A 23564-nucleotide genomic window follows, 5' to 3' on the forward strand; every position below is an offset into this window, starting at 1 on the left:
GAACAGGACAGTGAAACGACTTCGCGCCGATGATAGTGCGGATTCCCGTGTGAAAGTAGGTCATCGTCAGGCTCTTACACTGCTAACCCCCGTGATCTCAATGGTCTCGGGGGTTTTGCTTTTATGGAGCCAGCGCAGTCTGGCTCGTTCCTATCCTGCCGCACAGGCAAGCAAGAGATCACAAGAGGTTGGCATGCAGTTGCAAGATATGTTGTATTCGCAAGGCTTTGGCGTGCGCCGTGTCTGCTCGGGCCTGGTGCAACAGGGCTGGGTGCAGTTGTGGGACGAGGCGACAAGCGACTGGGTGGAAACCACTGACTCCACGCTGGATGTCGAGCCCGAAGGGCTGCGCTTCAAGGTGCAAGGGGTGGAGTGGCAATACCACGCCTTGGGCTATGTGTTGCTGAACAAGCCTGCGGGCACGGAATGCTCGCAAAAGCCCTCTACCTATCCGAGCATCTATACCTTGCTGCCGCCACCGCTGCGCAACCGTCCTAACAAGAACGCCATCCAGGGCGTGCAAGCTGTGGGGCGTCTGGACCAAGACACCACCGGCATGCTTTTGTTGAGTGATGATGGCCAGTTTATCCACCGCATGAGCTCGCCCAAAAAGCATGTGCCCAAGGTTTACCAGGTCACCGCCAAGCACGCGGTAACGCAGCAGCAGGTAGACCGTTTGCTGGCCGGCGTTGTGCTCGATGATGATCCCAAGCCGGTCAAGGCTGCCGCCTGTGTGAAGACGGGCGAGAACACGCTGGATTTGACGCTGACCGAAGGCAAATACCACCAGGTTAAACGCATGCTGGCGGCAGTTGGCAACCGCGTGGAGGGCTTGCACCGTGCCCAGATTGGCGGCTTGCGCATGCCGGCAGATTTGCAGCCCGGCCAGTGGCGCTGGTTGCAGGCTGACGAACTGGCCTTGCTCAAGCCTTAAAACGGATTTACACGATCAGCGGCGCACGCCTGTTGGCGAGTGCCCGTTCAAACAAAGCGAGGTAGCGCGGTGCTACAGCTGATATGTGGTAGCGCTTGCCTGTCTCAATGGCTGCTTTGGCATAGCGTTCGCGGCGCGCTGGGTCGGCCCGCAGCTGGCGGATGGCGGCTATCCAACTGTCGTCGTTATCGGGTAGCAGTACCCCGTTGACATCGTTCTGTACCAGCTCGGGGATAAAGCCCCAGTTCGAGCCGATCACGCAGCCACCGCGGGCCAATATCTCCATCAAGCCCCAGTTGGCCACGCCATAGCGCAGCGGGTAGAGAAACAGGTCCACGCTGCCCAGCAGTTGCGCAAACTGCGCGTAGGGCAAGCGGCCGGGAAACTCCACCACCTGCGCAGCCGGGTAGACGCGCAATAGATGGTCGCGAAAGCTGGCCACTTCGCCTTTGTACTTGCGCTCTACCCATTGCTGTTCGTAGCCGTAGGTGGCGGCGGTGGGGTCGCCAATGGCGACAAAGCGCGTGTTGTCCGAATCGCCTTCGTGCACCATGCGGTCGACCAGACGCATATAGGTTTCAAAGCCTTTGGCGCTGGACAGGTCGCGTGCGGAAAATGCAATGGTGAAAGGCTGATTGCTGTTTGCTCCCGCCGATTTTCGCAGCGGTGGCTCGATATCAAAGCCTTCAAATTGCACGGCGATACGGTCTTGCAGCAGTGGCGGAAAAAGCGAGCGCGCATGCGCACTCGGCACAATGGTCAGGTCGCTGCACAGCACCTGGTGAAAGTGCAGCATTTCCATATTGCGGTCGCCCAGGCGCTGCGCGGCGTCGGGCGGGTAGGCGGCATCCCAGCCGTGGGCCAGGTAGCTGGGAAATTCTATGTAGCTGACGATGGCGGCATCCAACTCGCCATACAGCCAATTGGGCGCGCCCCACAGCGAATGGGCCACCACCAGGTCGATCTTGCGGCCTTGGGTTTTTTCAAAGTCCTTCAGCGCCTTGAGCACGCCTTTGCAGATGCGCGCCGAGCGCTCCACTTTGCTCGAGTAGTAATAGCTTTGCGGGCCGACGATTTTGCCGTCGGGCTGGAAGGAGAGCAGGTGGTCGCAATCGGCCTCGTGCTTGGCTTTGTGGCCGGGCGTGGTCATGAACCAGCTGTCGGCCAGCTGCTGTTGGCGCAGATGGCTGCACAGCAGGCTGTACTGGCTGGGATAAACCGCGCCGACGAAGACGATCAAAGGTTGGCTGCCCATGGCTGAAATACTCGGTGTCGATGGGGAACAGAGCGGGCGCTGTGCACCCGGTTTTCTAGGTTTCGGCGGTGTTGGCGTTAGCTGAAACGGGCACCTCGGGCTCGCCGTCGCTGATTTGGTATTTGCGCATTTTTTCCCACAGCACTTTGCGGCTGATGCCCAGGTGCTGCGCAGTTTGCAGGCGCTTCCAGTCGTTGGCGTTCAAGGCGGCGATGATACGGTTGCGCTCGTCCAGGTCCCAGTTGCTGCGGTCGGCCAGCACGGGTTCGGCTTCCTCCGCCTCGGCCGGGAAGGTAGCGGCCGACAGACTTTGGGCCTGGCGCAGAATGCGCTCGGTGGCGCCATTGGCCAGCCAGTCTTGGGTTTGGCGGGCAGCTACGCCGATGCGCTCGGTCAGATTGCGCAGCTCGCGCACATTGCCGGGAAAGTACATCTGCGCCACCAGGTCGAGAATAAAGAACGGCGGCTCGCCCAGTTGCTCCATCAGATCCTTGCCCACCACGTTGCGCAAGATGGCGTGGAAGATGGCCAGTTTGTCGGCCTCGCCGCGCTCTTCCAGGCTGGGTATTTGCAGCTCGATCACCGCCAGGCGGAAGAACAGATCGGCGCGGAACTTGCCCTCGTGCACCAGCGCGCGCAGCGATTTGTTGGTGGCCGCCACCAGCCTAAAATCCAGCCGCACCGGCGATGCAGAGCCCAAGCGGGTGACCATGCGCTCCTCCAGCACGCGCAGAAGCTTGACTTGCTGGTAGAGCGGCAAGTCAGCGATTTCATCGAGAAACAGCGTGCCGCCATTGGCCTGCTCGAAGAAGCCTTTGTGCGCGGTGACAGCGCCGGTGAATGAGCCTTTGGCATGGCCAAAGAACAGCGATTCAAACAAGCCATCGGGGATGGCTCCGCAGTTCACCACCACAAACGGGCCCAGGCCATAGTGGGCATTGCGCTCGTGCAGGCGCTCGGCAATGCGCTCTTTGCCGGTGCCGGTTTCGCCAAAAATCAGCACGCTGTGTTCGCAGTCGGCAAAGGTATCGGCATCGTGCAGCAGGCGTTGCATGCAATCGGCCACGGCGATGATGTCGTCCGAGCGGTGTACCTGGCGCTGCGTGCTTTGCAGGCGGCGCAGTATGCGCATCAACATGGCGCGCAGCTCGGCCCCGGTAAAGTCAAAAGGCAGCACATGCGAGTACTCGGTGGCATAGCTGCCCGCGCTGGCCCCGCGCAGGTTGGAGCTGACCCACAACACCGGCATGCCGCCAAAACTGCCTTCCACGCCCTGGCGCGTGAAGCGCGCCCCTTCCAACACCGAAACGCTGACCACGGCAATCGCATTGCCCGCTTCTGCACTGGGCGGCACCGCCAAGCTGTCGGCGCGCACCACCTGCACGTCCATGTTGAGCATGCAGCGCTCCACCCGCTCGGCAATATCGGCTTGGCCTTCCCAGACGTAGATGACCAAATCGCTGTAGTTCACTTTGCGCTTCCTTGTTTCATGGTTCCGGTGTCAGTAGACGAGCCGGGCATTGCCGCAGCCGACGGAGGTCACAGTTACATCGTTGAGCCCCAGCTCGATTCCCAGCAGATCACGCAGGATCGGGCCTGCCAGCAGATTGCCCAAGGGGTCGAGAATGCTTTTCAAGACCACGAGCAAGGGGTCGAGCAGAACTTGTAAGAAGTTCTTGGGTTTGTCCGCCGGTTTCTTCAGCAGTTCTTCAGCCAACTTGTCTCGCACACAGTTGTTGTAGGTCGTGACGTTGGTGAGGCCGACCTGATGGCAACTGCCACTGCCGATGTAATTGGGTAGACCAGGGAGAACATCGCCGACGCTGTCGCCCCAGGTTTTCCAGCCATTGGTGGACCAGCAAAGCAAGGGAATTCCGAGCAGGCAACCCTGGCCTGTGCGATCGATTCCCTTGCTCAGGCGATCAACAAGCGCATCTGTGTCATATGCGCCTTTGACGGCTGGCACGTGGAGCCCAAGATTGACGGTGGAGAGAGGAGCCTGCGCATTCGGACCTATGCCCAGGTAGTGGTTGGCCATTTTGGTGGCAGCATCCTGACTCTCAGCGGCTGTCCACTCGCCGCCTGTAGGGGCGCCCAACAACTCGCCCACCAATCTCAGCAGTTCGCTGACCAGGCTGGAGAGCATGGTGCCCAGATTGAGCGAATTGCCTGGTGTTCGCCATGCAGGATCGCCGGCTTTCAAATCCGGGGAGAGGTAGGAGTCGGTCAGCGCGTCAATTTTGACTTTGTTGGTGACCTTGATCAGCCCCAAAACGCTGACCAAGGTTTCATTTTGCAGTGACTCACAGATGGGCGTGCGGGTGGAGAACGGGTTGCCTGTCGTCTGGCCGATACAGGCTTGCGCGATTGAAGCATCAACGCGAATACGTGCCGTACTGGCCGTACCAGGCACCCGACAGGTGATGTCGTCAATCGTGCCTTTGGCGCGTGCCACATCTACAAAGACAGGTAGCTTGATACGAGTCTGCAGTAACTGCAGCAGCCCGCCTACCAGGCCGCCAGCGGTGTCGATATCGGCGTACAAGCGAACCTGGGCGTTGTAAGCGGTGGCACCGATGCTGCCTATGCCAATGGACGGCGGCTCGATAATGCCGGCTTTGACCTGCAATAGATTGGGCAAGATGCCAGGAATGGCTACGGACAGATTGGGGATTGAGACCCCACGCCCCGAGGTGCCCACACCTACCGCAGCAGTCACGATATCCAGCACATTGAGCTGCACATCAAGTGCCGATCCTTTGGTGCCGTCGGGCGCATAGATGGATGCGAACACCCCAGGACCATCGGGGCCTGAGCCGAGAGGAATTTCCATGGCGAGGGCGTCAATACCCAACTGAGCCTTGAGCAGGCTGAGCACTTTGGCATTGAGGTCGAGCAGCTCTGTGTGGCCGCCCAGAGTGAGGGCGGTATCGAGCAGGTCGCCGAGCTTGACCTTCTTGGCCATCAGCAGGTTGTTGAGGTCCGCAACACTCAGGTTAGCGTCCAACGGTATTCCCAGCGCTTTGAGCAGGCCACTGGCAGAGATTTGCGCACCGACCAAGCCTTGGTAGCCACCGACTGAGACACAAGGGTCGCCCACACCAACGATTTTGAGTATCTGTACCAGCGGAGCCAGTTGCTGTGCGCAACCCACGTTAACCAGCGTAGTAGCTACCGAAAAAACGGCCAGAGGCTCTTCGCGTTTGGCGACGGCTTCAGCAAAAATGGTGCGGCTCCAGGTGCCAGGCAGGATGGTGGGCGTTGTTCCTTGCACGGTAACGTGTGCAGCATTGCGTTCACCCGTTTCCGAAAAATAGCGCGGAGCAGGGTTTTGGGCAGGGTTCCAGTTGCCACAGCGTACCTTGGTTTCCTGCGTGTCTCGTGTCACGGCGATGGGCCAATTGGTGTTGATGCTTGCTTCGCCTGCATCCTGGCAGCGCTTGTTGCTTGGGTTGGTGCTGTATTCGATGTTTTGCACGGCATCGATGGCGGCCTGGTCGGCAATGCGCTGCAAGTCGCGCTTGGAGTAGTACATGTAGCCAATGTCGACGAGGCCCAGTATGGCGACAAGAACGCCTAGCAACAATGCGAACTGCACCAGGACGCTGCCGTTTTGGCGTAACTGCCTGGCTTGGCAATGGACAGCGTGATGGGTCATGGCTTGGCTCCTGCCAACACATAGGCCACGATGGCGCTGGAGCGTAAAACCGTGGGTTCGGACAGCATGCCGCTGCCGGAAGAGGCACCGCCAAACAAAGGCGGCAACTGGTAGCTGACAGTCAACTGGGCTTGCGTGTTGCTGGTTGTCAGAGAAACGCTGGTGTTGAGCTGGGTGTCGCCCGGAACGCCGCTGTCTTTCAGGCTTTGTTTGACGACATCGGCGGCTGCCAGCCGTAGCTTGTCGGTACCAGCGCTCAGGCGGATGTCGTACCCAGGCAGGTTGCCGTAAATCAGGCTTTGCACAATGCGAGCGCCATCGCCGGCAGCACGGGTAACTGATTGCTGGGCTTGCAGCGCACGCCAGTACACAAAGATACCTAGCAGCATCAAGGCCATGAGGGCTGCGATCAGCGCAAACTCGATGGCGGCCACCCCGGATTGCAGGCGCGTTGTGCGGATGCTGAGACGATGGCCCATGTCAAAGCCCTCCCTGATCAGCCAAGATGTTGGCGCTGGCGGCCAAGCGCTCGGGGTTGAGGATATCCATGCCAAAGAGGCTCAGACCGGGTGCCAAAGGGGCGTTGCCGTAGGGAATGCTGAAGTCCAGCCGCACAATGCAGCGCTGTGCTACGGCCACGCCGCAGTCCAGGCTGCTGTCGCAGTTCTGGTTATTGGCCGCTTGGCAAATGCGCACGTTGATAGACGCTGCACTGGGCTGCAGGGCAGGGGGCAGCCAGCCCAGGCGATTGACCACCAGTTGGCGCCCGGCATCAAGGCGAGCAGGGCGGCTTGTTTGGTAGCGCAGCACTGCCCGGGCGCCGTCTTCGGCCGCGTTTTGCATGGATTGCCGCACCAGGAAAGCCAGCCCGAAACTCACAATCGCATACAGCAGCATGAAGAAGGCCGAGAAGATGATGGCCCATTCCAGCGCGTAGACGCCGCGTTGGCGCTGGCGTTGGCCGGCGCTGGCTTGGCGGGAGTGGATGCTGGGCGTGGACATGGTTTTCTCCAGAGGGGCGGGCGCTTGGGTGCTTATTGCTTTTTCAGGTTCATGCCGGTGTCGAACTGTTCAGGAATGGCGGTTTCAAAGCTTTTGAGGTAGCGCTGGTAGCTGCGGCTGGCCAGCTCGCCGTCGATGCGGCGTGGGCGCTCGCTTTGCGCATTGCGCTGCAAGTCGAGCAGGCGCTCCGTGGCCGGGCCAACAGCACTGGGGCGACCGGGCGCTATTTCCTGTGCAGGAATGACCGGGCGCACGCGCTCCGGCAAGGCATCAGCGCTGGTGCCGGGCGCGGCTCTGGCATGCAAGGAGGCAGGTGTTGCCGTTGTCTGGGCGCTTTGCTCGGCGTGCGCCAGCAAAGCTGCTGCAGCCAGCAGCAGGCCAAAGACCGAGCGTTGGAGCAGCGAGGAAGAGGTGGCGGACATGGCTGGCTCCTCAGGGTTGTGCGGGGCTGTTTGCGCTGGCCGAAGCCGCCAGCGGCAGCGTGGGCGAAGCGGGTGCGGTGGCTGTATCAGGGGCAGCCGGCGCGCTGCCGATATCCGCATTGGCCGGTGCAGGCTGCGGCGTGGCGGCAGCGGGCACAGTGGGCACAGCAGGCAACGTGTTCGCGCCTTGCTTGCGAGCCAGCGCTTGTTGCACGGCGGCCAATTGGCTTTGCAAGGTGCGCACGGAGTTCTGGTCTATCAGCGGGGCGGCATTTTTGCTGGCCGGTTGTTGCAGGCGCTGCAGCAGTTGTGCCGCCTGGTTGTGCGAGCCGTTGGCCAGCCAGTACAGGGCCAGGTTCAGCTGTACGCGGGCATTGCTGGGCGCCAGTTGCGAGGCTTGCATGATGGGGATTTGCGCACCCGGCAGATCGCCTTGCAGCATGTGGGCGTAGGCCAGGTCGCTCAGAACGTCGGCGTCAATGGGGTTGAGCGAGCGGGCTTTCTCCAGTTGTGCCACGGCCGCTGGCAATTGGCCTTGGCCCGCCAGCAGCAAGCCCAGGCCACGGTGGGCGCGGGCGGCCACGCTGCTGTTGCTGTCGGCCAGCAGGCTTTCGTAGCTGCTTTGGGCGGCCTGGGTTTGCGCGGTGTTGCGCTGGGCGTCGGCCCGCATCAGGCGCAGCTGTGGCGTGTTGCCGTATTGGCGCTCAAAGGCTTCGGTATGGGCGAGCGATGCATACCACTGGTTGGCCTGCTGCATTTGCGCAATCAGGTTCAGATAGGTTTGTTGCGCGTCGAGCTGGGTCGATTGCTCGGCTTTTTCCATTTGCTGCTGCGCTTGCTGGGCGGTGCTGGGCTCGGCCACGCCATAGCCTTGAGGGCTTTTCGAGGCGCAGGCGCTCAGCAGCAGAATGCACAGGCTGGCGGCCCATGCGGGCGCGCAGCGGCGGGCCAGGTGAGGGGTGTGGTGGCGGTGCATTTATCGTCCTCCCATGGCCGACAAAGAGCGGATGACGGCGGTGAAACCCGGGCCGGCGGTGATCACCAACAGCGCGGGCAGCAGGGTGAGCACCATCACGCCGGTCATCTTGACGGTGATGGTGCCGATCTTTTCTTTGAAGCTGGCCTGGCGTTTTTCGCGCAGGCGCACGCTGAATTCCTTGAGCGGCTCTTGCACGGCGCCGCCGTGGCGGTCCACCTGCACGAGCAGATTGACGACGGCGTTCATGTCGTCATCTGCGCCCAGGTACGACAGGCGCTGCAGCGATTGCTCGCGCGTGCGGCCCGAGCTGTAGAGCCGGTTGGCCAGGCTCAGCTCGCTGCTGATGACGCGCAGCACGCTGCCAAACTCGGTGGCCAGAATCTGCAGGCTCTGGTCGATGCTCAGGCCCACGCCTTGCAGCAGGCGCAGCAGGTCGACAAACAGCGGCAGCTCTTCTACCACTTGCTCGCGCCGCGCATTGGCTTTGGAGCGCAGCACCCATTTGGGCAGCATCATGCCCAGCGCAAAGGCGAAAAAGCCGTACATCAAGGCCTTGAGGCCGCTGGGTTGTGCCACTAGCAATACCAGCGTGGGCAGCAGCACCGCCAGTACCACGCGGCCCACCACATAGAACAGGCCGCCGCGAGCCAGCTCGTAGCCGGCCTGGTCGAGCAGCTTGCGGTCTTCGTCGGCCAGCAAGGCCTTGGCTACGCCGTTGGCCAGCCAGGGCGGCGGGCGCATGCTGCTGGCCACGGTGTCGGCAGCGTCTTCCTGGTTGCTTTGTTTGCCTGGGGCGGCTGGTGCCAAGCCAGGCATGGGGAAGGGCATGGTCTGCGCGCTGGCCTCGCGGCTTTGCAGCAGTTTTTCCACCTGGGCCTGGGCGCGGGCGCCGCGTTGCAAGCGCCACAGCAGGCCGCCCGCCAGCAGCAGCAATGCTACGGCAGCTGCCACCAAGGCCAGGGTCCAGAGTTCTTGTGCGCTCATGGGGCTTCCTGTTCTTTCATTTGAGGCGAGCCAGCCGGTAGAGCAGGAACGAGCCGATCACTTGCAGCGCGGCGGCGGCAAAGATCATCTTCTGGCCTGCGGAGTCGTTCCACATGCGCATGAAGTAGCCTTTGTTCAAGAACATGATCAGCGTGCCCACCACGATCGGCAGCAGCGCCAGAATCCAGGCCGACAAGCGCACCTCGGTGGACAGCGCATGCAGCTCGCGCTCGGCCGATTGGCGGTCGCGGATGTAGGCGGACACGCGCTCCAGCACCAGATCCGCACGGCCGCCGTAGCGTGTGCTCATGCGGAAAACGGCAGCCAGCAGGCCAAACTCGGGCAAGCCCCAGATGCGTTCGAGCTGTGCCATGGCCTGGCCCAGATCGGGCGAGATATTGAGCGAGGCGCTCACGTGCGCCAAGGCACCGCCCAGCGGCTCGGGCACGTTGTTGCAGGCAAATTGGAAGGCGGCGTGCGGCGAGTTGCCGATGGAGATCAGACGCACCACATTGTCCAGAAATGCGGGCAACTGGGCCAGCATCTTGGCGCGGCGGCGGCTGATGCGCATGGCCACGGCAAACCAGAACAGCAGGGCCAGCACCACGAGCAGCAACAAACCCATGGCGATGCCGGCAGACACAGCGGCGAAGACCGCCAGCATTACAGCGCCTGCAGCAATCACGCCCAGCACGCGCGGGCTGATGCCCCAGGCTTCAAAACCCAGCCAATCGGCCAACTGCTCCCAGCGGTTGGGCGCAGCACCCGGTTTGATGCTGTTGCTGGCGTTGGCACCCAGGTTCAGCGGGTTGTTGGGCATGGGCATGCCCAAGGGTGCGGCGCTCGCCTGCAATTCGCGCTGGATATCCAGGTTGCGTTGCAGATGGTGTTGCATGGCACGTTGCGTGTCGCCACTGCGGGCCCGCGCAAACAGCCACAGCGCCAGGGCCAGCAGTACGCAGGCCAGCGCAACCAACACCAGAATGGCGGGCGCCGCGCTTGTCATCTTGTGCCTCCTGCAGCGCCGGCCTGTTGCTGGGCGCGCCACCAGCTCAGCAGCTTGGGCGAGTGCGGCGAGATGCCCATCGAGGTCCAGTGGTCCACTTCCTGACCGTTGGCGTCCATCTGCGGCTCGTAGCGGTAGAGCTCTTGCATGGAGATCACGTTGTCGGTCATGCCGGTCACTTCGGTGAGCGAGAGAATGCGGCGGCGGCCGTTGGACAGGCGGCCGATCTGCACGATGAAGTCGACCGCATTGGCGATCTGGCGCCGCAGGCTCACTTCGCTGCCCTGGAAGCCGGCAAAACCGGCCAGCATTTCGGCGCGGTACAGGCACTCGCGCGGCGAGCTGGCGTGGATGGTGCCCATCGAACCGTCGTGGCCGGTGTTCATGGCCTGCAGCAGCTCCAGCACTTCGCCGCTGCGCACTTCACCGACGATGATGCGGTCGGGCCGCATGCGCAGGCTGTTGACCAGCAGGTCGCGAATGCTGACGTGGCCGCTGCCGTCAAAACTGCCGGGCCGACTTTCCAGGCGCACCACATGGTTGTGGTTGAGCGAGAGCTCGGCCGTGTCTTCGATGGTGACGATGCGCTCGCGGCCGGGGATGAAGTGCGCCAGCGCGTTGAGCAGCGAGGTTTTGCCCGAGCTGGTGCCGCCGCTCACCAAAATATTGCAGCGCGCCTGTACCGCCATTTCGAGAATGCGGCAAATGTCTTCGTTGAAGGTGCCCAGGCGCACCAGCTCTTGCGGCGTGAGCGGGTCCTTGCGGAATTTGCGGATGGACACCGAAGGCCCGTCAATCGCCAGCGGCGCAATGATGACGTTGATGCGCCCGCCTTCGGGCAGACGCGCATCGACCATGGGGCTCGATTCGTCGAGCCGCCGGCCCAGCGGCGCCAGGATGCGGCGCACGATGCGCAGCACATGCTCGTCGTCTTTGAAGTGCGAAGCCTCGCGCTGCAAAATGCCGCCGCGCGAGACATAAATATCTTGGTAGCCGTTGATCAGCACGTCTTCCACGCGCGGGTCTTCCAGCAGCGGCTGCAAGGGGCCCAGGCCGGTCAGCTCGCGCGTCAGTGCATGCGCGACGGATTGGGCTTCGAGCTCGTTCACCGGCACCGCGTGCAGGCGGATGTAGCTGTCGAGCTCCAGCATCACGAACTGGGCAATGGCCGCTTGCGACCAGCGGCCAAACTCGGCACCCAGCTCTTCAATGCGGCTGAGCAAGTGCTCGTAGGCACTGTTTTTCAGCTCCGCATAGAGCGGGCTGTGTTCGAAGTCACTGGCGCCGGCAGTCCCGGCAGTGGCGGCGGTGGAAAAGACGGTGGTGCTCATGGTCGGCTCAGTGCTTTCTGAAACGTTGCAGCAAATGGGCCAGAGGGCCGACAGCGGTGCTGGTGGGTTCTGCCAGATCCGGGTGGTGTTGCTCCAGCAGGTTTTGCATCAGGGTTTGCAGGGCCTGCACATAGGGCTCGCGCTTGGGCTGCAGCGGCAGCAGGGCGCCCAGGTTCACCACTTGCGCCAGCTCGCGCCGGCGCTCGGGGATCACGCCCAGCAGCGGCAGTTGCAGCTGGCGCGCCATTTGCTGAGCGCTCAGCTCCAGCCGTGCATCGTGGCGGCAGACCACGAGTTGCATGCGCTCGCGCTCGATCTGATGCGCGTCCAGCTGGGTCAGCAACTCGGCCGTCCAGACCACGCTGGCCACGCTCTGGTCGCACAGCACCCAGATGTCGCTGGCGCTGGGTAGCACCTGAAGCGCCAGTTGCGGCGAGGCGGCGCCCAGGTCGAGCACGATGTGCTCGAAGTACTGGCCCAGGCGGGTGAGCAGCGCGTCGGCATCGTCCGAAGCCACGGGCCGCGCCTGGCGCGATTGGGCGAGCAGGCGCAGGCCGCTGTCGTGGCGGGCCAGCGCGCTTTGCGCCATGCGCCGGTCGAGCCGGCGCTGCTGGCTGACTGCGTCGTTGAAGCTGAACTCGCCCGGCGTGTTCAGGTAGATCGAGCAGTCGCTGCCCGGCGTGCCCATTTCGATCAGCAGGCAGGCCAGGTGGGCGGTTTCGTCGTCCAGCGCGGTGCCGCCATGGGCGTTGGCCGGGCCGAGGCGCTGCTGCAGGTACCAGGCCAGGTGGCTGGCGGCCAGGCTGCAACCCAGGCCGGCGCGGGCCGAGAGCAAGGCGGTGACGGGCGCACGTTGGTGCAAGGGCTCGGCCATCAGCGGCTGGCTCAGCAGGTGGCGCACGGTTTGCTGGGCGGTGTCTAGCGGGCCGTCCATGTCGAGAAAATCTTGCACCCCGGCGCGCAGCGCGGCCAGCATGCATTCAGGCGATTTGCTGTGGCCGATGGCGATGCGCGGAATATGCGGAAACAGCTGCTGCAACTGGCCTGCCAGTTGCACGGCCGTATCGGTAGCGCCGGGGATGAACTGGATCAGAATCGCCTGCGGCTGCTGGCGCTGGATCGGCTCGGCAAAGTTGTCCTGAAAACGCATGCCGAACAGCTGCTCGCCTTCGAGCACGCGGTGCATCCAGGTTTGCGCCAGCGCGCCTTCGCTGGAGTTGCCGTGCAAGAGCACCAGCGGCACGCGCGCTTTGGGCGCGTTGCCGGTGTTGGCGGCAATGGGTGCGGCCAGCGGAGCGTCGGCTTGCGTATCGACCGAGCCACCGGGCGAGGTGCTGCCGAGCGAGGAGAAATGCTCGGTTTGCTGGCGCAGAAATGGCATCGGCACCACGATGTCGGCGCTGTCTTCGCGGTAGGGCGCGGCAGGCTGCGCGGGGCGTACGTCCTGCTGCGGCCGTACTGCCAGCAGATCGGCCAGCGAAGGCGTGACCGGCGTTGCGGCTGGGGTGGGGGAGAGGCTGGATTCGCTGCTCATGGTGAGGGCATTCATGGCTTAGTACGAAAAACCCGGCAGGGCAGAACCGGTCAGGGGCTCGCCGGCGAAATAGGGCGCCCAGACCTGCCCGGCATTGCGGCGCTCGGAGGCAGCACCGGGCAGCAGGGCTTCGAGATTGGTGCCAGCCGGCAGTGGCTGCACCAGGCGGGGGGTGACGATGATCAGCAGCTCGGTCTCATCCTGGCTGTAGTTCATGTTTTTGAAGAAGCTGCCGAGGATGGGCAGATCGCCCAGCAGCGGCACCTTGTTCACGCTGGAGGTGGTCGAGCGGCTCACCAGGCCGCCGATGATGAAGCTCTCGCCATCGGCCAGCTCCACCATGGTGTCAGTGCGGCGCGTACGCACGGCTGGCACGGTGACACCGCTGATGCTCACACCTTGCGAGTAGTCCAGATCGCTGGCCTCGGGCGCCACTTTCAGCGCAATGCGCTCGTCCGACAGAACGGTGGGCGTCAGCTGCAGCTTGACGCCGAATTCCTTGTACTGGATGGCGATGTTGCCGTCGCGGCTGGGCACGGGGATGGGGATTTCGCCGCCGGCCAAAAAGCTCGCGCTTTGGCCGGTGTGGGCTACCAGCGTGGGTTTGGCCAGTACGCGCGCCATGCCGTTGGTTTCCAGAAAACCCAGTTGCGCGCTGATGCCTTGGCCGCTGAAGGCTCTGCCAAAGCTCAGCACCAGGTTCATGGCACTCGTGATGGCCGAGGTGCTGCCACCGCTGGCGTTGCCACCATTGCCGTCGGTGCTGCCGCTGCCAGTGGAGCCGCTGCCCGATGAGCTGCTGCTGCCCGAGCCGCCGCTTCCAGGTGTGAAAACACCAAATTGGAAACCATGGTTGTTGGGGCCGCCACTTTGCAGATTCATGCCAGCACGGCGCAGCGCGGATTTTTTGAACTCCACCACCTGCACGTCTACTTGCACGGTGTTGCTGGCCACATCGATTTGCGAGCGGTCTACCAGCGTGGTGCCCTTGGCTGCGCTGGTGCTGGCATCGGCCAGGGCTTGCGCATGCTCGGGCAGGCTGGCCAGGCGCCGGGTCAGCAGCAGGCGCGGCCCGCTCACGCGCACCATCCAGTGCTGCGGCGCGCCTTTGCTGGGCCACACGGCTAGGCTGGTTTGGCCGGCGGCCTTGGGCGTGAGCAGCAGTTGCGCACGGGGTTTGGTGGCGTCGGTGTTCAGGTCGCGCAGCACTTTCACATCGAGCACCGCAGGGTCGCCCACGGCAATGCGGGCCACGCTGCCGCCGGGCTCCAGCAACTGCTGTTTGCCCACGCTCAGGTCCAGGCTGGGAGCGGTTTCGCTGGCAGCTGCGCTGGCTGCTGGCTCGCTGTCCGGGTTGGGCACAGAAGCGGGCGTTTGCGCGTTGCCGGGCAAGGTCCAGGCAGCAATTACCAGGCTGGCGATCAGGCTCAGGGGCGCGGGGTGCGGTTGCAAGTTCAAGGTCATGGTGGCTGCCTCCTGCTCTGGGGCAATGCGGCGAATGTTTTTGGCGGTGGATCGCTGGGCTGCTGGCGCTGGCGGACGTTAAGTGCTTCGGGCTTTCTCTGGTTTCAGTAATTGACGGTTTGCAGCGTTGCGCCCTGGTACATCTCGACCGTGTTGCCGCGTGCGGCTTGGGCGGCGGGCGCTGCGTTGGGTGGCATGGGCGCGTGCGCGCTCAGGGCTGGCGTGGGCGCCGGGGTGGGGCGAGGCGCGGGAGCTTTGGCGCCGACGGCCAGGTCTTTGAAGTGCAGGCCGGCAAAGGCGCGGTCGGCGGGCTGCAGGGCTTCGTCTTTTTTCAGGCGTGCCGCTACCGGCTGCAAAACCGTAGGCAGGCTGGCGAACAGGGCAGGGTTAGGCACGCTGGTGTCATCGGGGTGGCGCAAAGCCAGGGTGAGCTTGCCGTATTTCTCGGCCAGGGCCAGGCGCTCTACGTCTTCCAGCGCCACGGCCAGCACGGCGGTGTTGGCGTTGGCGGGCGCGGCGCTGGCGCCTTCGCGGCTGGCACTGCCACGGCGGGCGGCGTTGCCGCTGTCGGCTTCTTGCTGGGCTTGGCGTTGTTGCGCGGCGGTAGGTGGCGGGTTTTCTACGCTGGCAGCGCCATAGGCCAGCACGCGGCTGCGGGCCAGCAGCAGGCGGGCCTGGGTGTCGATGTCGGTCTGGTCGGCCTTGCTTTCCAGCGTGAAGAACACGTCGACAAAATCGCCTGGCCGCACATGGTGGCCGGCGGCCATGGTGTCTTTGACGGCAATCGCCACAGCGCGTTGGCCGGGCTCGATCTGCAGTGCCAAGCCGTTGAGCAACTGCTGCTCGAACAAGGGCGAATCTGGTTGCAGCGCCACTACCGTGGTGCGGCCCACCACGGGCTCGGTGCTGGCAAAGCTGTTGGCAACGGCTGCAGGCAGCTGCGCCACTTTCACATCTTCGGCCGTTAAACGCTGGCCAGCGGGCACGGCTTTGGCTGCTACGACGACGTTGTGCATTTCAGGCGGCGCAGCCGGCGCTGCTGCCGGTGCGGGGGCGGATGGAGCCGCCACCTGGCGTACAGGTTGGCGGCTGAGCATCCAGGCACCAATCCCCAGCGCAATAGCCAGCACCAGCAGCAGGCCGGCGAGTATCTTGGTGAGGTTCATGGTGCGTCTCCTTCTCTCTCTCTATCGTTGTTGTGTCGGGTTGCGCTCTGCCAGTGCGGCATGGGGCAGAAGCTGTGCAGATGCTGGGCTTTGCGGCCTGCTGTGGGGCAGGTCGCAGAGCCAAGCACCCGAGGTGCTTGGGCGGTATGGGTGAGGCGGTGCATTGGCCATGCTTGCTCCTTGCGTTGCTTCAGGGTGCCCAGCTCGGGCCGGTGCGCCAAACCACCCAGAGCGCAGCGATCGCCATATAACCGGCGTAGGGAATACTGCGTTGGATGATGCGTGGGCCACTGGCTCCGTCGTGCTCTGCCGTTACCGTTGCTGGTGGCGCCAGACTTGCTGCCAGTGGTGTGGGCAGATAGGCTTGCAGCCAGCCGCCCCAGGCGCTGAGGCGCAGCCGCCGCCAGGCTATTACGGCCATGCCATGCAGGCCGGCGAGCAGGCTGCCACCGAGCCAGATGACCAGCAGATAAGGCGACAGGCCAAACCACAGCCCCATGACGGCTGCAAACTTGACATCGCCTGCACCCATCCAGCGGATCACATAGAACGGCAGCAGCACGGCAAATGCCACCAAGGCTCCCAACAAGCCATCCCAAGGCTCCACCCAGAAAGGTTGCACACCGCTGAACAGTGCCAGCGTGCCTGTTGCCAGGCCGGCCAGCACCATCCAGTTGCGCACCTTGCGGCTGCGCAAGTCCATCACCGCTATGGCCAGCAGCCAGAGCAGCAGGATGCGCGACAGGAGCCAGGTAGTGGTCATCTCAAGCTCGCTCTTTAACCGCCAGCAGCGCAGTCTGCAGGTGCAAAGGTCGTGCTTGCGCCCTGGCTACCAAGGCCGCCGAGCAAGTTGGCAATGCCGCAGAACACTTTGTTTAAACCACCACCAAGGGTGGAAGCTCCAAGGATGATTGCCACGGCAATCAGCCCCGCAATCAACCCATACTCAATCGCGGTAGCGCCTTCTTCGTCGGCCCAGAAGTTTTTGATGAAGTTCGTCATGGTGGGGTCTCCAGTCTTTGCACATGGCCCATGGGAGGAAACAGGGTTTGGTGATGGGCCAGCACCAAGCTCTGCGGGAAAAAACAGGGGCGTCACCATCGCACGGCCTGGCTCGTGCTTTGGTAGGCGGGCAGGGCGAGCAAGAGCGGGTCCAGGCGCGGGTCGAGGCGCAATGGCAGCTGTTGCACGGCGGTCAATGGGGTGGGTTCGGTGCTGCCGGCGGCAGGCGTGCGGCCGGGCTGGTATTGGGCGCTGGTGGCGGCATTGGCAAACAGCTGGTCCAGCCACTGCGCAGGCAGAGAGGCAGGCAGCAGCTGGCCGGTGGTGCGCACCAGGCGCAAGGTGTTGATGCGCTGGTCGTACAAGGCGTCGGCCTCGTCCAGCATCAGGCGTTGCATGTCGAGCTGGGCGTCGAGCACTTGCGACAGGCTGCCGCGGCCCACTTGCAGCAAGCGGCGATAGCCTTCAAAAGCGCCGCGTGCCTCGCGCACCGCGTCAGACAGTTGGGCTTCGCGCTCACGCCCGGCCTGCCAGCGGCCCCAGGAGGACGATGCGGCCTCGTGCACTTGGCGGCGCACGGCTTCTTGCTGCGCTTGCTGGGCTTGCAGCTCGTTCAAGGCTTTGAGAATGCGGTCGCGCATTTCAAAGCCGTTGCCAAAGTTCCAGTTCAGCTCCAGGCCGTAGCGGGTGCCGTCGGTGTAGAGCACGCCTTTGGGATCGCGCGTGTGGGCCACCACGGCCGAGAGCGTGGGGAAGCGCTGCGCCTTGGCGCGTTCCACCTCGGCCTCGGCCTTGGCTATGGTGTGGGCGATCTCTTGCAGCTCAGCGCTTTGTTGCTCGGAGGCTTGTTGCGCAGCGTTTTCGCTGGCGGGCAGCCAATGCGTGGGTACTTGCGGGTCGGGCAGGGCCGTGCCGGGCGCGTAGTTGTAGAAGCGCACAAAGCGAGCCATGGCATCGCTGCGCTGCGCCTGCAAAGCGTGTTGCTGGGCCAAGGCGCTGGCGCGGCGCGATGCGGCTTGGCGCAGATCGTTGCGGCCCACGGCGCCCAACTCGGCGCGGCGCTCTTCCACGCGGGTGAGCTGGCCAATGGTGTCGGCCGATTCGGCGGCGATGCGGGCCTTGGTGTCAAAGCGGTGCAGCTCCAGCAAGGCGGTCAAAGCGTCGAGCAACAGGTTTTGGCGCGTGGTGTAGAGCACGCTGCCTTGAGCGGCTTCGGTGGATTCGGCAGAGCGGATGCCGGCGTCGATGGCGCCGCCATCGAACAGCGCCATGCGCACTTCGGCATTGATGGCGGTATAGCTTTCGCGCTTTTGGCTTTGCGCAATGGAGGCATTGCCTTGCGAGGTGCCAACCTTGAATTTGGGCCAGCGCTCGCCCTGGGCGGTATGCACGTCGTGGCCGGCCGATTCCAGCGCGGCGCGGGATTTGCGCACATCGGGGTGCTCGCTGAGCATGGTGTAGAGCGCGGTCAGCAATTGCTTGCGGGCGCTGTCGCCGGCGAGCGAGCTGGGGCTGAGCTGCGCGGCCAAGGCCAGCGGCAGCTGTGGTGTTTGTGGCGTTTGCGCGGTGCCAGGCTCGGCAGGGTTGGCAGCTTCGGCAGCCGTAGGCTCGGCCTGTTCTTGCGCGGCGAGCGGCACAGCGCACAACAGCAAGCTGGTGGCCAGCGCCAGCGGGCGCAATGGGCGCAGTGGCAGGGAGCGGTGGAGCAGGGCGTGTTGCATGCTCATGGCTCCCGGAAAGCTTCGCTCTGGATGTGCAGCACCGGGCGCAGCAAGTACCAGATGAATGGTTCGCGCCCCAGCAGCAGATCGAGCTCGGCCTGCATGCCGGTGGTGATGCGGTTGTCGCTGCGGCCCACCCAGGGCTGCTGCAAGCTGGCTTGGATGCGGAAGTAGGCTGCACCGTCGGGCTGCTTGGGGTCTTGGTCGGCGTCGGCCGACACCAGGGTGACCTTGCCGGGCACAAAGCCGTAGCGCAGGTAGTCGTAAGCGCTGATCTTGGCCTTGGTGCCTTGGCCCACGTGCACATAGCCACGGTCGGCCGGGTTCAAGCGCGCTTCGACGATGACTTCGTCCTTGTCGGGCACCACTTCCAAAATCGGCTCGCCGGGCTTGACCACCCAGCCCGTGCCCGAGCTGCGCAGGCCTTTGACAATGCCGTCGATGGGTGCGAGCACCACGGTGCGCGTGCGCTGGTTCTGGGCGCGGCTGAGGTCCTCGCTCAGGCTGAGCAGCTCGCGCTCGGTCTGGGCCAGCTCTTCGGAGGCGCGGCGGCGGAAAGCGCCTTGCGATTCGAGCAGCTTGGCCTGCGCTTGCTCCACCTTGGCGCGGTTGCTCACCAGGTTTTGCCGGGCGGCGGCCAGATCCGTGCGCACCTGCTCCAAGGCGCGTTGTTTGTCGATCACTTCGAGCTGGCCGATCAGCTGCTCAGCCGCCAATTGGTTGGCGATGGCGGCCTCTTGCTCGTACAGCGCCAGATTGGTTTGCAAGCCGGTGATGCGCGCCTGGATTTGGGCCACATCGCCCTGTGCCTGGCCCAGCAGCGCTTGCGCGGCGGCGGCGGTACCTTGGTATTCGAGCGTGCGGGCAGCGAAAGCGCCCAGCTCGGCTTGCACGATGCGGCTTTCCAGCCCGGCGGGAAAATCGCCGGCCTTGAGCGTGCGGCCCTGGCTCTCTGCCGACAAGCGGGTTTTGACGGCCTGGGCCGTGGCTTTGCGGGCGGTGAGTTGCTCCAGGTTGAGGCTGCTGCCGCCCAGATCAATATCTAGCAGCGGCTGGTTCAGGCGCACCACCTGGCCTTCTTTCACGTGCACGGCGGTGACAATGCCGCCTTCCAAATGCTGCACGGTCTGAACGCGGTCCGAAGGGATGACCTGGCCGCTGGCGACCACCACGTTCTCCACCGGGTAGAACAGGCCGAGCAAGACCAGCAGGCCGATGGCTGAGCCCACGACTTTGCGCTTGCTGAACCAGGCCGTTGCTGGCACTGGTGCAGCTGCGGCTGGCACGGCTTGGTCGTTGGCCGCTTGCTCGGGCTGGAAAGCTGGGCGCACAGGCGCAGCGGCAGGCTGGGCTTGCTGCAGCACCTGGGGCAGATCGCGCTGGCGGCCGCTGTGGCTCATGGCGTAGCCTCCTGCGCCTCTGGCGTTTGCGTTGCTGGCACGGCTGCCGCTGGAGCGGGTGCGGGCGTTGGTGCCGTGGTGCTGGTGCTTGCAGGGCGCGTGGGCGCTGCCACACCAAACAGGCTGGGCAACATGCGCTCGGGGCTACCTTGCACCACGCTGCCGTCGCCTTGCACATGGTAGATATGCTGGGCTTGCGCTGCCACGCGAAGCGAATGGGTGACGACGATGACGGTGTGGCGCGCTGCAATCTGGCGCAGCGATTGCAGCAGCGCCGTCTCGCTGTCAAAGTCCAGATCGTTGCTGGGCTCGTCCAAAATCAACACCGAGGGATTGCGCAAAAACAGTTGCGCCAAACCGAGTTTGCGCAGCTCGCCCGCCGACAGGCCGGCGCCGCCTTCGCCCAGCACGGTCTGGTAGCCCTGCGGCAGACGGCTGATAAAGCTGTGCGCGCCCGAGAGCTGGCAGGCACGGATGAGGGTGGCGTCGTCCGCCTCGGGGCTGACCATGCGCAGGCTGTCGACAATCGGGCCGCTGAACCAATAGCTTTGCTGGGCCAGGCACCCCACCCAGCGGCCCAGATCGGCGCGCGAGAACTGCGCTATGTCGTATTCGTCGATCGAGAGGCTGCCCGCTGTGGGCTGATACAGGCCGGCCAACAGCTTGGCCAGGGTAGATTTGCCCGCGCCGTTGCGGCCCACGATGGCGTGGATGCCGCCTGGGCCCATGCTGAGCGAGACGTTCTCCAGCGCCACATGACCCGAGGGGTAGTGGAAGCTGACCTGGTCGAGCTTGAACTGGCCACGCGGGCGGGGCAGGGCAATGGTTTGGGCGGCGTTTTCCAGCGGCTCTTGCAGCACGGCTTGCAGGCGCTCGGCGCTTTCGTTGGCGCGGGCCAGGGCGCGCCAGTTGCTGGCCAGTTGCGCAATCGGGCCCAGGGCTTTGCTGGACAGCAGGTTCACCGCCATCAGGCTGCCAATGCTCATCCACTGTGCATTGATGGCGACGGCGCCCATGGTGATGACGGCTACCGAGAACAGCGTCAGCAGCACATGGCTGAGCTCTTTGGCGTTTTCCATTTCGCCGTTTTTGTGGAAGCTCTCGGCCAGCCAGCGATCGTAGCCGCTTTGCCAGGCCTGCAGAGCAGCGCCGTCGTAGCCCAGCACTTTGAGCGTGCTGCGGGCATTGCAGATTTCTGCGGTGCTGCGGTCGAGCTGGCGGGCTTGCTCCAGCTCTTCGACCTTGCCTGTGCGCACTTCGTCGGCCCACCACCAGGCGAGCACGGCCAGAATCAGCATGGCCACCAAAATGACGGGCAGTACCGGCCAGGCGATGATGCCCACCACCACCAGCGCGATCAGCGCCATCGGCAGATCGAGCATGGACGAGGCCACGCCGCCCGAGACACCGGTGCGCAGCGCGCCCACATCGCGGAACAATTGCAGCCACTGGCTGGCCGGGCGCCGCTCCAGGCTGAGCATGGGGTGGCGCAGCATGCCGTGCATGAGCGCCTGCGCCATGTCGCGGTCAATGGTGGCACCGGCTTCGCGCAGGGCGCGGGCCCGGCGGCGGCGCAGCCACAGCTCCAGGCTCAAAAAGCAGAGGACGCCGGCCACCATGGCGATCAGGGTGGCGTTGCCGCCGCGGGCAATGACGCGGTTGTAGACCTGGAGCAGAAAGATCGAAGGCAGCAGGCCCAGCAAACTGATGGGCAGCGACAGCCAGGCGGCCTGGCGCAGGTAGGGGCGGGCTCGGTCAAAGCTTTGGCCAATGGCGCCGGCAAACGCTCCTGCGGGCCCCGCAATGCCTGCGGCACCGGCAGCTTTGGCTGCTGGGACCAGCTTGTGCGGGAGCAGGAATTCAATCATGGTCAGGACTCGGGTAAGGGGCCAGTAACGAGACAAGATCGAGAAGCGTTTTGAAACATTTTGCAGGTATTAAGTAAGCAATGGAAGTTTTTGTAACCAAAAACATCCATAAAAAATGTCAAATAAGGTGCAAAGACTGCCAAATTGACTTTGTCTTGATAACAATTGATGACAGTTATATTTTTTACTGATAGCAAAAAATTGAAGCGATGATCAGTTCTGATCATTTTGTTACCTGTTGCATCAAATCTGATAGCTGAATTTCCTTTATGAAAATGCAGATTTGGCTTGTAGTTGTCGATATTTATTGCTATCAAAAATTATTTTTCCAAGTGCGCTGTTATTTGTAACTTTTACTTATTGTTTAGAAGTGAAATTGATGGAAGCACAAATGGTTATCAGAAGTTGGCTGGCCACACGGCAATCGCTGACCAGGCTGTTTCCGGTGCGGGGCGAGAAAAAAGCCGCCCGCTTGCGTGTTTCTCCCGCCTGGAACAGCGCCACCTCGGGCCATACGATGCGCTGGTAGCAGGCGCGGAACAGGGTTTGCATGTTCGACTGGAACTGCGCTTGCAGCGTCTCGCTGGCAAATTGCGGCTGGCCTTGGCGCAGCGAGCATTCCATGACAGCGGCGGTGATCCAGGGCTCAGAGAGCGTGGCGGGGCGGCCGCCGTCGTCGGCAATCTGGCGCAGCTGCGACCAGCTGGCATGCAGCCATTTACCGTCGTAGCTGCGCTGGGGCGAGGCGGCGTCGAGCAGCTCGTCGGGCGCGGCTTGCTGCTGGCGCTGGCGCAGGGCTTCCAGGGCCAACGGGGTCCAGGGCGCGGCATCGCCGTGCTGGCCGGGTGCTTGCGCGGCCAGGTGTTGCGAGAGCAAGGTCATCAAACCGCTGACGGTGGATGAGCCCGCCGCACCAGGAAACTGCGTGGTGTAGCGCACCAGCACTATCAGGCACAACGCGTGCAGCAGCTCGCTGGCGTAATCGTGCAGGCTCCAGCGGCGCATTTGCTCGATCAGGTAGGCCACGGCGCGGTGGCAGGCGAGTGCGGCCGGGTCGCCCTTGCGCTGTTCGTGCTGGGTATGGCTTTGCGCCAACAGCAGTGCGTAGGTAATGCCCAGGTGGTCGAGCAAGGTGCCGGCTTCGTGCCAGCTGCCTTCGTCGGTTTGGCGTTGCGTGATCAGCGCTTGCGTAGCGCGGTGCAGCATGGGCGCTGCCGGGCCGCTGCGCAGATGCTGGGGCGACATGCGTGGGCGCGGCAAGGCACTCAGCTCGCCGTGCGGGTCGATATACACGCCTTCCAGCAGCAATTGCCAGCGCGCGTGGGTCACGGCAGGCACCGGGTCGCTCAGGTGTTGCACTGAGGTCAGATCGTGTGCGGTGCGCTTGCCCAGAGCGGTGAGCAGCTCGGTGCATTCGAGCTCGTCATCAGCCACGGCCCAGGTGCGGCTGGGGTCGGCGCTGCGGGCCGGCAGGCTGGCGCTGGCAGCGGGTTGGATGCCGCAGGCCCAGTCCACCCGCAGCTCCACGCTGTTGGCGCTGTTCGCCCAGGCCCATTGGCGCACGCGCGTGGCACCTTCGCGCCAGGCGGCATGTACGGTGACGCGCCGCACGCTGAAGCTGGTGACAGGCAGCTGGTCGGCAGTGATGGTGAAGAACAGCACACAGCAGGCATAGGGCTCGGGCAGCGATACCACATGCTGGGCCACAAAGCGGAAGGCCAGATCCAGCTGCTGCGCCAGGGCGATGGGTTCGCTCGGCTGGGCATGCAGGGCCTGGCTGGCGTGGGGGGCGGGCTGGCGAGCTAGGGTTGCGTTCATCATGGCGGGACTCTCTGGGT

20 protein-coding genes are annotated in these 23564 nt (G+C 63.8%); 1 reads left to right on the plus strand and 19 read right to left on the minus strand.

Annotated elements, in window-relative coordinates:
• Positions 1-193: 193 nt before the first annotated feature.
• Positions 194-934, plus strand: coding sequence for a 16S rRNA pseudouridine(516) synthase (locus ACFIQF_RS24130; RefSeq protein ID WP_393946184.1), 741 nt, complete (start codon positions 194-196; stop codon positions 932-934).
• A gap of 7 nt (positions 935-941) precedes the next feature.
• Here ACFIQF_RS24130 and ACFIQF_RS24135 read toward each other — a convergent pair whose 3' ends face one another.
• The 19 genes from ACFIQF_RS24135 to ACFIQF_RS24225 all read right to left on the minus strand — a co-directional run bounded on the left by ACFIQF_RS24135 (position 942) and on the right by ACFIQF_RS24225 (position 23547).
• Positions 942-2189, minus strand: coding sequence for a glycosyltransferase (locus tag ACFIQF_RS24135; RefSeq protein WP_393946185.1), 1248 nt, complete (start codon positions 2187-2189; stop codon positions 942-944).
• A gap of 55 nt (positions 2190-2244) precedes the next feature.
• The gene (locus tag ACFIQF_RS24140; RefSeq protein ID WP_393946186.1) at positions 2245-3660 is read right to left on the minus strand and encodes a sigma 54-interacting transcriptional regulator; all 1416 of its coding nucleotides are present in this window, start codon (positions 3658-3660) and stop codon (positions 2245-2247) included.
• 30 nt (positions 3661-3690) lie between these two features.
• Positions 3691-5847, minus strand: a complete 2157-nt coding sequence (locus tag ACFIQF_RS24145; RefSeq protein ID WP_393946188.1) for a pilus assembly protein TadG-related protein — start codon at positions 5845-5847, stop codon at positions 3691-3693.
• The gene (locus ACFIQF_RS24150; protein WP_393946190.1) at positions 5844-6326 is read right to left on the minus strand and encodes a TadE family protein; all 483 of its coding nucleotides are present in this window, start codon (positions 6324-6326) and stop codon (positions 5844-5846) included. Before ACFIQF_RS24150 ends, ACFIQF_RS24145 begins: the two co-directional genes overlap by 4 nt.
• A 1-nt stretch (position 6327) precedes the next feature.
• A complete protein-coding gene (locus ACFIQF_RS24155; RefSeq protein WP_393946191.1) occupies positions 6328-6849 on the minus strand; it encodes a TadE/TadG family type IV pilus assembly protein in 522 nt (173 codons plus the stop codon).
• Between the two features lie 32 nt (positions 6850-6881).
• Positions 6882-7271, minus strand: coding sequence for a DUF3613 domain-containing protein (locus ACFIQF_RS24160; RefSeq protein WP_393946192.1), 390 nt, complete (start codon positions 7269-7271; stop codon positions 6882-6884).
• A 10-nt stretch (positions 7272-7281) separates the two neighbouring features.
• Positions 7282-8247, minus strand: a complete 966-nt coding sequence (locus ACFIQF_RS24165) for a tetratricopeptide repeat protein (RefSeq protein WP_393946193.1) — start codon at positions 8245-8247, stop codon at positions 7282-7284.
• Positions 8248-9234, minus strand: a complete 987-nt coding sequence (locus ACFIQF_RS24170) for a type II secretion system F family protein (protein WP_393946194.1) — start codon at positions 9232-9234, stop codon at positions 8248-8250.
• 16 nt (positions 9235-9250) lie between these two features.
• The gene (locus ACFIQF_RS24175) at positions 9251-10240 is read right to left on the minus strand and encodes a type II secretion system F family protein (protein ID WP_393946195.1); all 990 of its coding nucleotides are present in this window, start codon (positions 10238-10240) and stop codon (positions 9251-9253) included.
• A complete protein-coding gene (locus tag ACFIQF_RS24180; RefSeq protein ID WP_393946196.1) occupies positions 10237-11571 on the minus strand; it encodes a TadA family conjugal transfer-associated ATPase in 1335 nt (444 codons plus the stop codon). Before ACFIQF_RS24180 ends, ACFIQF_RS24175 begins: the two co-directional genes overlap by 4 nt.
• A gap of 7 nt (positions 11572-11578) precedes the next feature.
• Positions 11579-13105 (minus strand): pilus assembly protein CpaE, encoded by a 1527-nt coding sequence (locus ACFIQF_RS24185; protein WP_393946197.1) that lies wholly within the window; start codon positions 13103-13105, stop codon positions 11579-11581.
• Positions 13106-13123: 18 nt separating this feature from the next.
• The gene (locus tag ACFIQF_RS24190) at positions 13124-14569 is read right to left on the minus strand and encodes a type II and III secretion system protein family protein (RefSeq protein ID WP_393946198.1); all 1446 of its coding nucleotides are present in this window, start codon (positions 14567-14569) and stop codon (positions 13124-13126) included.
• 104 nt (positions 14570-14673) lie between these two features.
• Positions 14674-15735 (minus strand): Flp pilus assembly protein CpaB, encoded by a 1062-nt coding sequence (gene cpaB, locus ACFIQF_RS24195; RefSeq protein WP_393946199.1) that lies wholly within the window; start codon positions 15733-15735, stop codon positions 14674-14676.
• A gap of 190 nt (positions 15736-15925) precedes the next feature.
• On the minus strand, positions 15926-16498 hold the full coding sequence (locus tag ACFIQF_RS24200; protein WP_393946200.1) for an A24 family peptidase: 573 nt from the start codon (positions 16496-16498) through the stop codon (positions 15926-15928).
• Positions 16499-16512: 14 nt separating this feature from the next.
• The gene (locus ACFIQF_RS24205) at positions 16513-16737 is read right to left on the minus strand and encodes a Flp family type IVb pilin (RefSeq protein WP_393946201.1); all 225 of its coding nucleotides are present in this window, start codon (positions 16735-16737) and stop codon (positions 16513-16515) included.
• A gap of 92 nt (positions 16738-16829) precedes the next feature.
• Positions 16830-18458 (minus strand): TolC family protein, encoded by a 1629-nt coding sequence (locus ACFIQF_RS24210; RefSeq protein WP_393946202.1) that lies wholly within the window; start codon positions 18456-18458, stop codon positions 16830-16832.
• 2 nt (positions 18459-18460) lie between these two features.
• Positions 18461-19858 (minus strand): HlyD family type I secretion periplasmic adaptor subunit, encoded by a 1398-nt coding sequence (locus tag ACFIQF_RS24215; RefSeq protein ID WP_393946203.1) that lies wholly within the window; start codon positions 19856-19858, stop codon positions 18461-18463.
• Positions 19855-21726: a peptidase domain-containing ABC transporter gene (locus ACFIQF_RS24220; protein WP_393946204.1), complete on the minus strand. Its 1872-nt coding sequence runs from the start codon at positions 21724-21726 to the stop codon at positions 19855-19857. Before ACFIQF_RS24220 ends, ACFIQF_RS24215 begins: the two co-directional genes overlap by 4 nt.
• Positions 21727-22083: 357 nt before the next feature.
• The gene (locus tag ACFIQF_RS24225) at positions 22084-23547 is read right to left on the minus strand and encodes a hypothetical protein (protein WP_393946205.1); all 1464 of its coding nucleotides are present in this window, start codon (positions 23545-23547) and stop codon (positions 22084-22086) included.
• Between the last annotated feature and the right edge of the window lie 17 nt (positions 23548-23564).

The sequence above is a fragment of the Comamonas trifloxystrobinivorans genome, assembly GCF_043359985.1.
In the GTDB taxonomy this organism is placed as follows: domain Bacteria; phylum Pseudomonadota; class Gammaproteobacteria; order Burkholderiales; family Burkholderiaceae_C; genus Comamonas; species Comamonas trifloxystrobinivorans.

Bases quoted from the DNA above. Each gene is read 5' to 3' on its own strand.
- ACFIQF_RS24130 (WP_393946184.1), top strand. From the start codon at position 194: ATGCAGTTGCAAGATATGTTGTATTCGCAAGGCTTTGGCGTGCGCCGT.
- ACFIQF_RS24135 (WP_393946185.1), bottom strand. From the start codon at position 2,189: ATGGGCAGCCAACCTTTGATCGTCTTCGTCGGCGCGGTTTATCCCAGC.
- ACFIQF_RS24145 (WP_393946188.1), bottom strand. From the start codon at position 5,847: ATGACCCATCACGCTGTCCATTGCCAAGCCAGGCAGTTACGCCAAAAC.
- ACFIQF_RS24150 (WP_393946190.1), bottom strand. From the start codon at position 6,326: ATGGGCCATCGTCTCAGCATCCGCACAACGCGCCTGCAATCCGGGGTG.
- ACFIQF_RS24155 (WP_393946191.1), bottom strand. From the start codon at position 6,849: ATGTCCACGCCCAGCATCCACTCCCGCCAAGCCAGCGCCGGCCAACGC.
- ACFIQF_RS24160 (WP_393946192.1), bottom strand. From the start codon at position 7,271: ATGTCCGCCACCTCTTCCTCGCTGCTCCAACGCTCGGTCTTTGGCCTG.
- ACFIQF_RS24165 (WP_393946193.1), bottom strand. From the start codon at position 8,247: ATGCACCGCCACCACACCCCTCACCTGGCCCGCCGCTGCGCGCCCGCA.
- ACFIQF_RS24170 (WP_393946194.1), bottom strand. From the start codon at position 9,234: ATGAGCGCACAAGAACTCTGGACCCTGGCCTTGGTGGCAGCTGCCGTA.
- ACFIQF_RS24175 (WP_393946195.1), bottom strand. From the start codon at position 10,240: ATGACAAGCGCGGCGCCCGCCATTCTGGTGTTGGTTGCGCTGGCCTGC.
- ACFIQF_RS24180 (WP_393946196.1), bottom strand. From the start codon at position 11,571: ATGAGCACCACCGTCTTTTCCACCGCCGCCACTGCCGGGACTGCCGGC.
- ACFIQF_RS24185 (WP_393946197.1), bottom strand. From the start codon at position 13,105: ATGAGCAGCGAATCCAGCCTCTCCCCCACCCCAGCCGCAACGCCGGTC.
- ACFIQF_RS24190 (WP_393946198.1), bottom strand. From the start codon at position 14,569: ATGACCTTGAACTTGCAACCGCACCCCGCGCCCCTGAGCCTGATCGCC.
- cpaB (WP_393946199.1), bottom strand. From the start codon at position 15,735: ATGAACCTCACCAAGATACTCGCCGGCCTGCTGCTGGTGCTGGCTATT.
- ACFIQF_RS24200 (WP_393946200.1), bottom strand. From the start codon at position 16,498: ATGACCACTACCTGGCTCCTGTCGCGCATCCTGCTGCTCTGGCTGCTG.
- ACFIQF_RS24205 (WP_393946201.1), bottom strand. From the start codon at position 16,737: ATGACGAACTTCATCAAAAACTTCTGGGCCGACGAAGAAGGCGCTACC.
- ACFIQF_RS24210 (WP_393946202.1), bottom strand. From the start codon at position 18,458: ATGCAACACGCCCTGCTCCACCGCTCCCTGCCACTGCGCCCATTGCGC.
- ACFIQF_RS24215 (WP_393946203.1), bottom strand. From the start codon at position 19,858: ATGAGCCACAGCGGCCGCCAGCGCGATCTGCCCCAGGTGCTGCAGCAA.
- ACFIQF_RS24220 (WP_393946204.1), bottom strand. From the start codon at position 21,726: ATGATTGAATTCCTGCTCCCGCACAAGCTGGTCCCAGCAGCCAAAGCT.
- ACFIQF_RS24225 (WP_393946205.1), bottom strand. From the start codon at position 23,547: ATGATGAACGCAACCCTAGCTCGCCAGCCCGCCCCCCACGCCAGCCAG.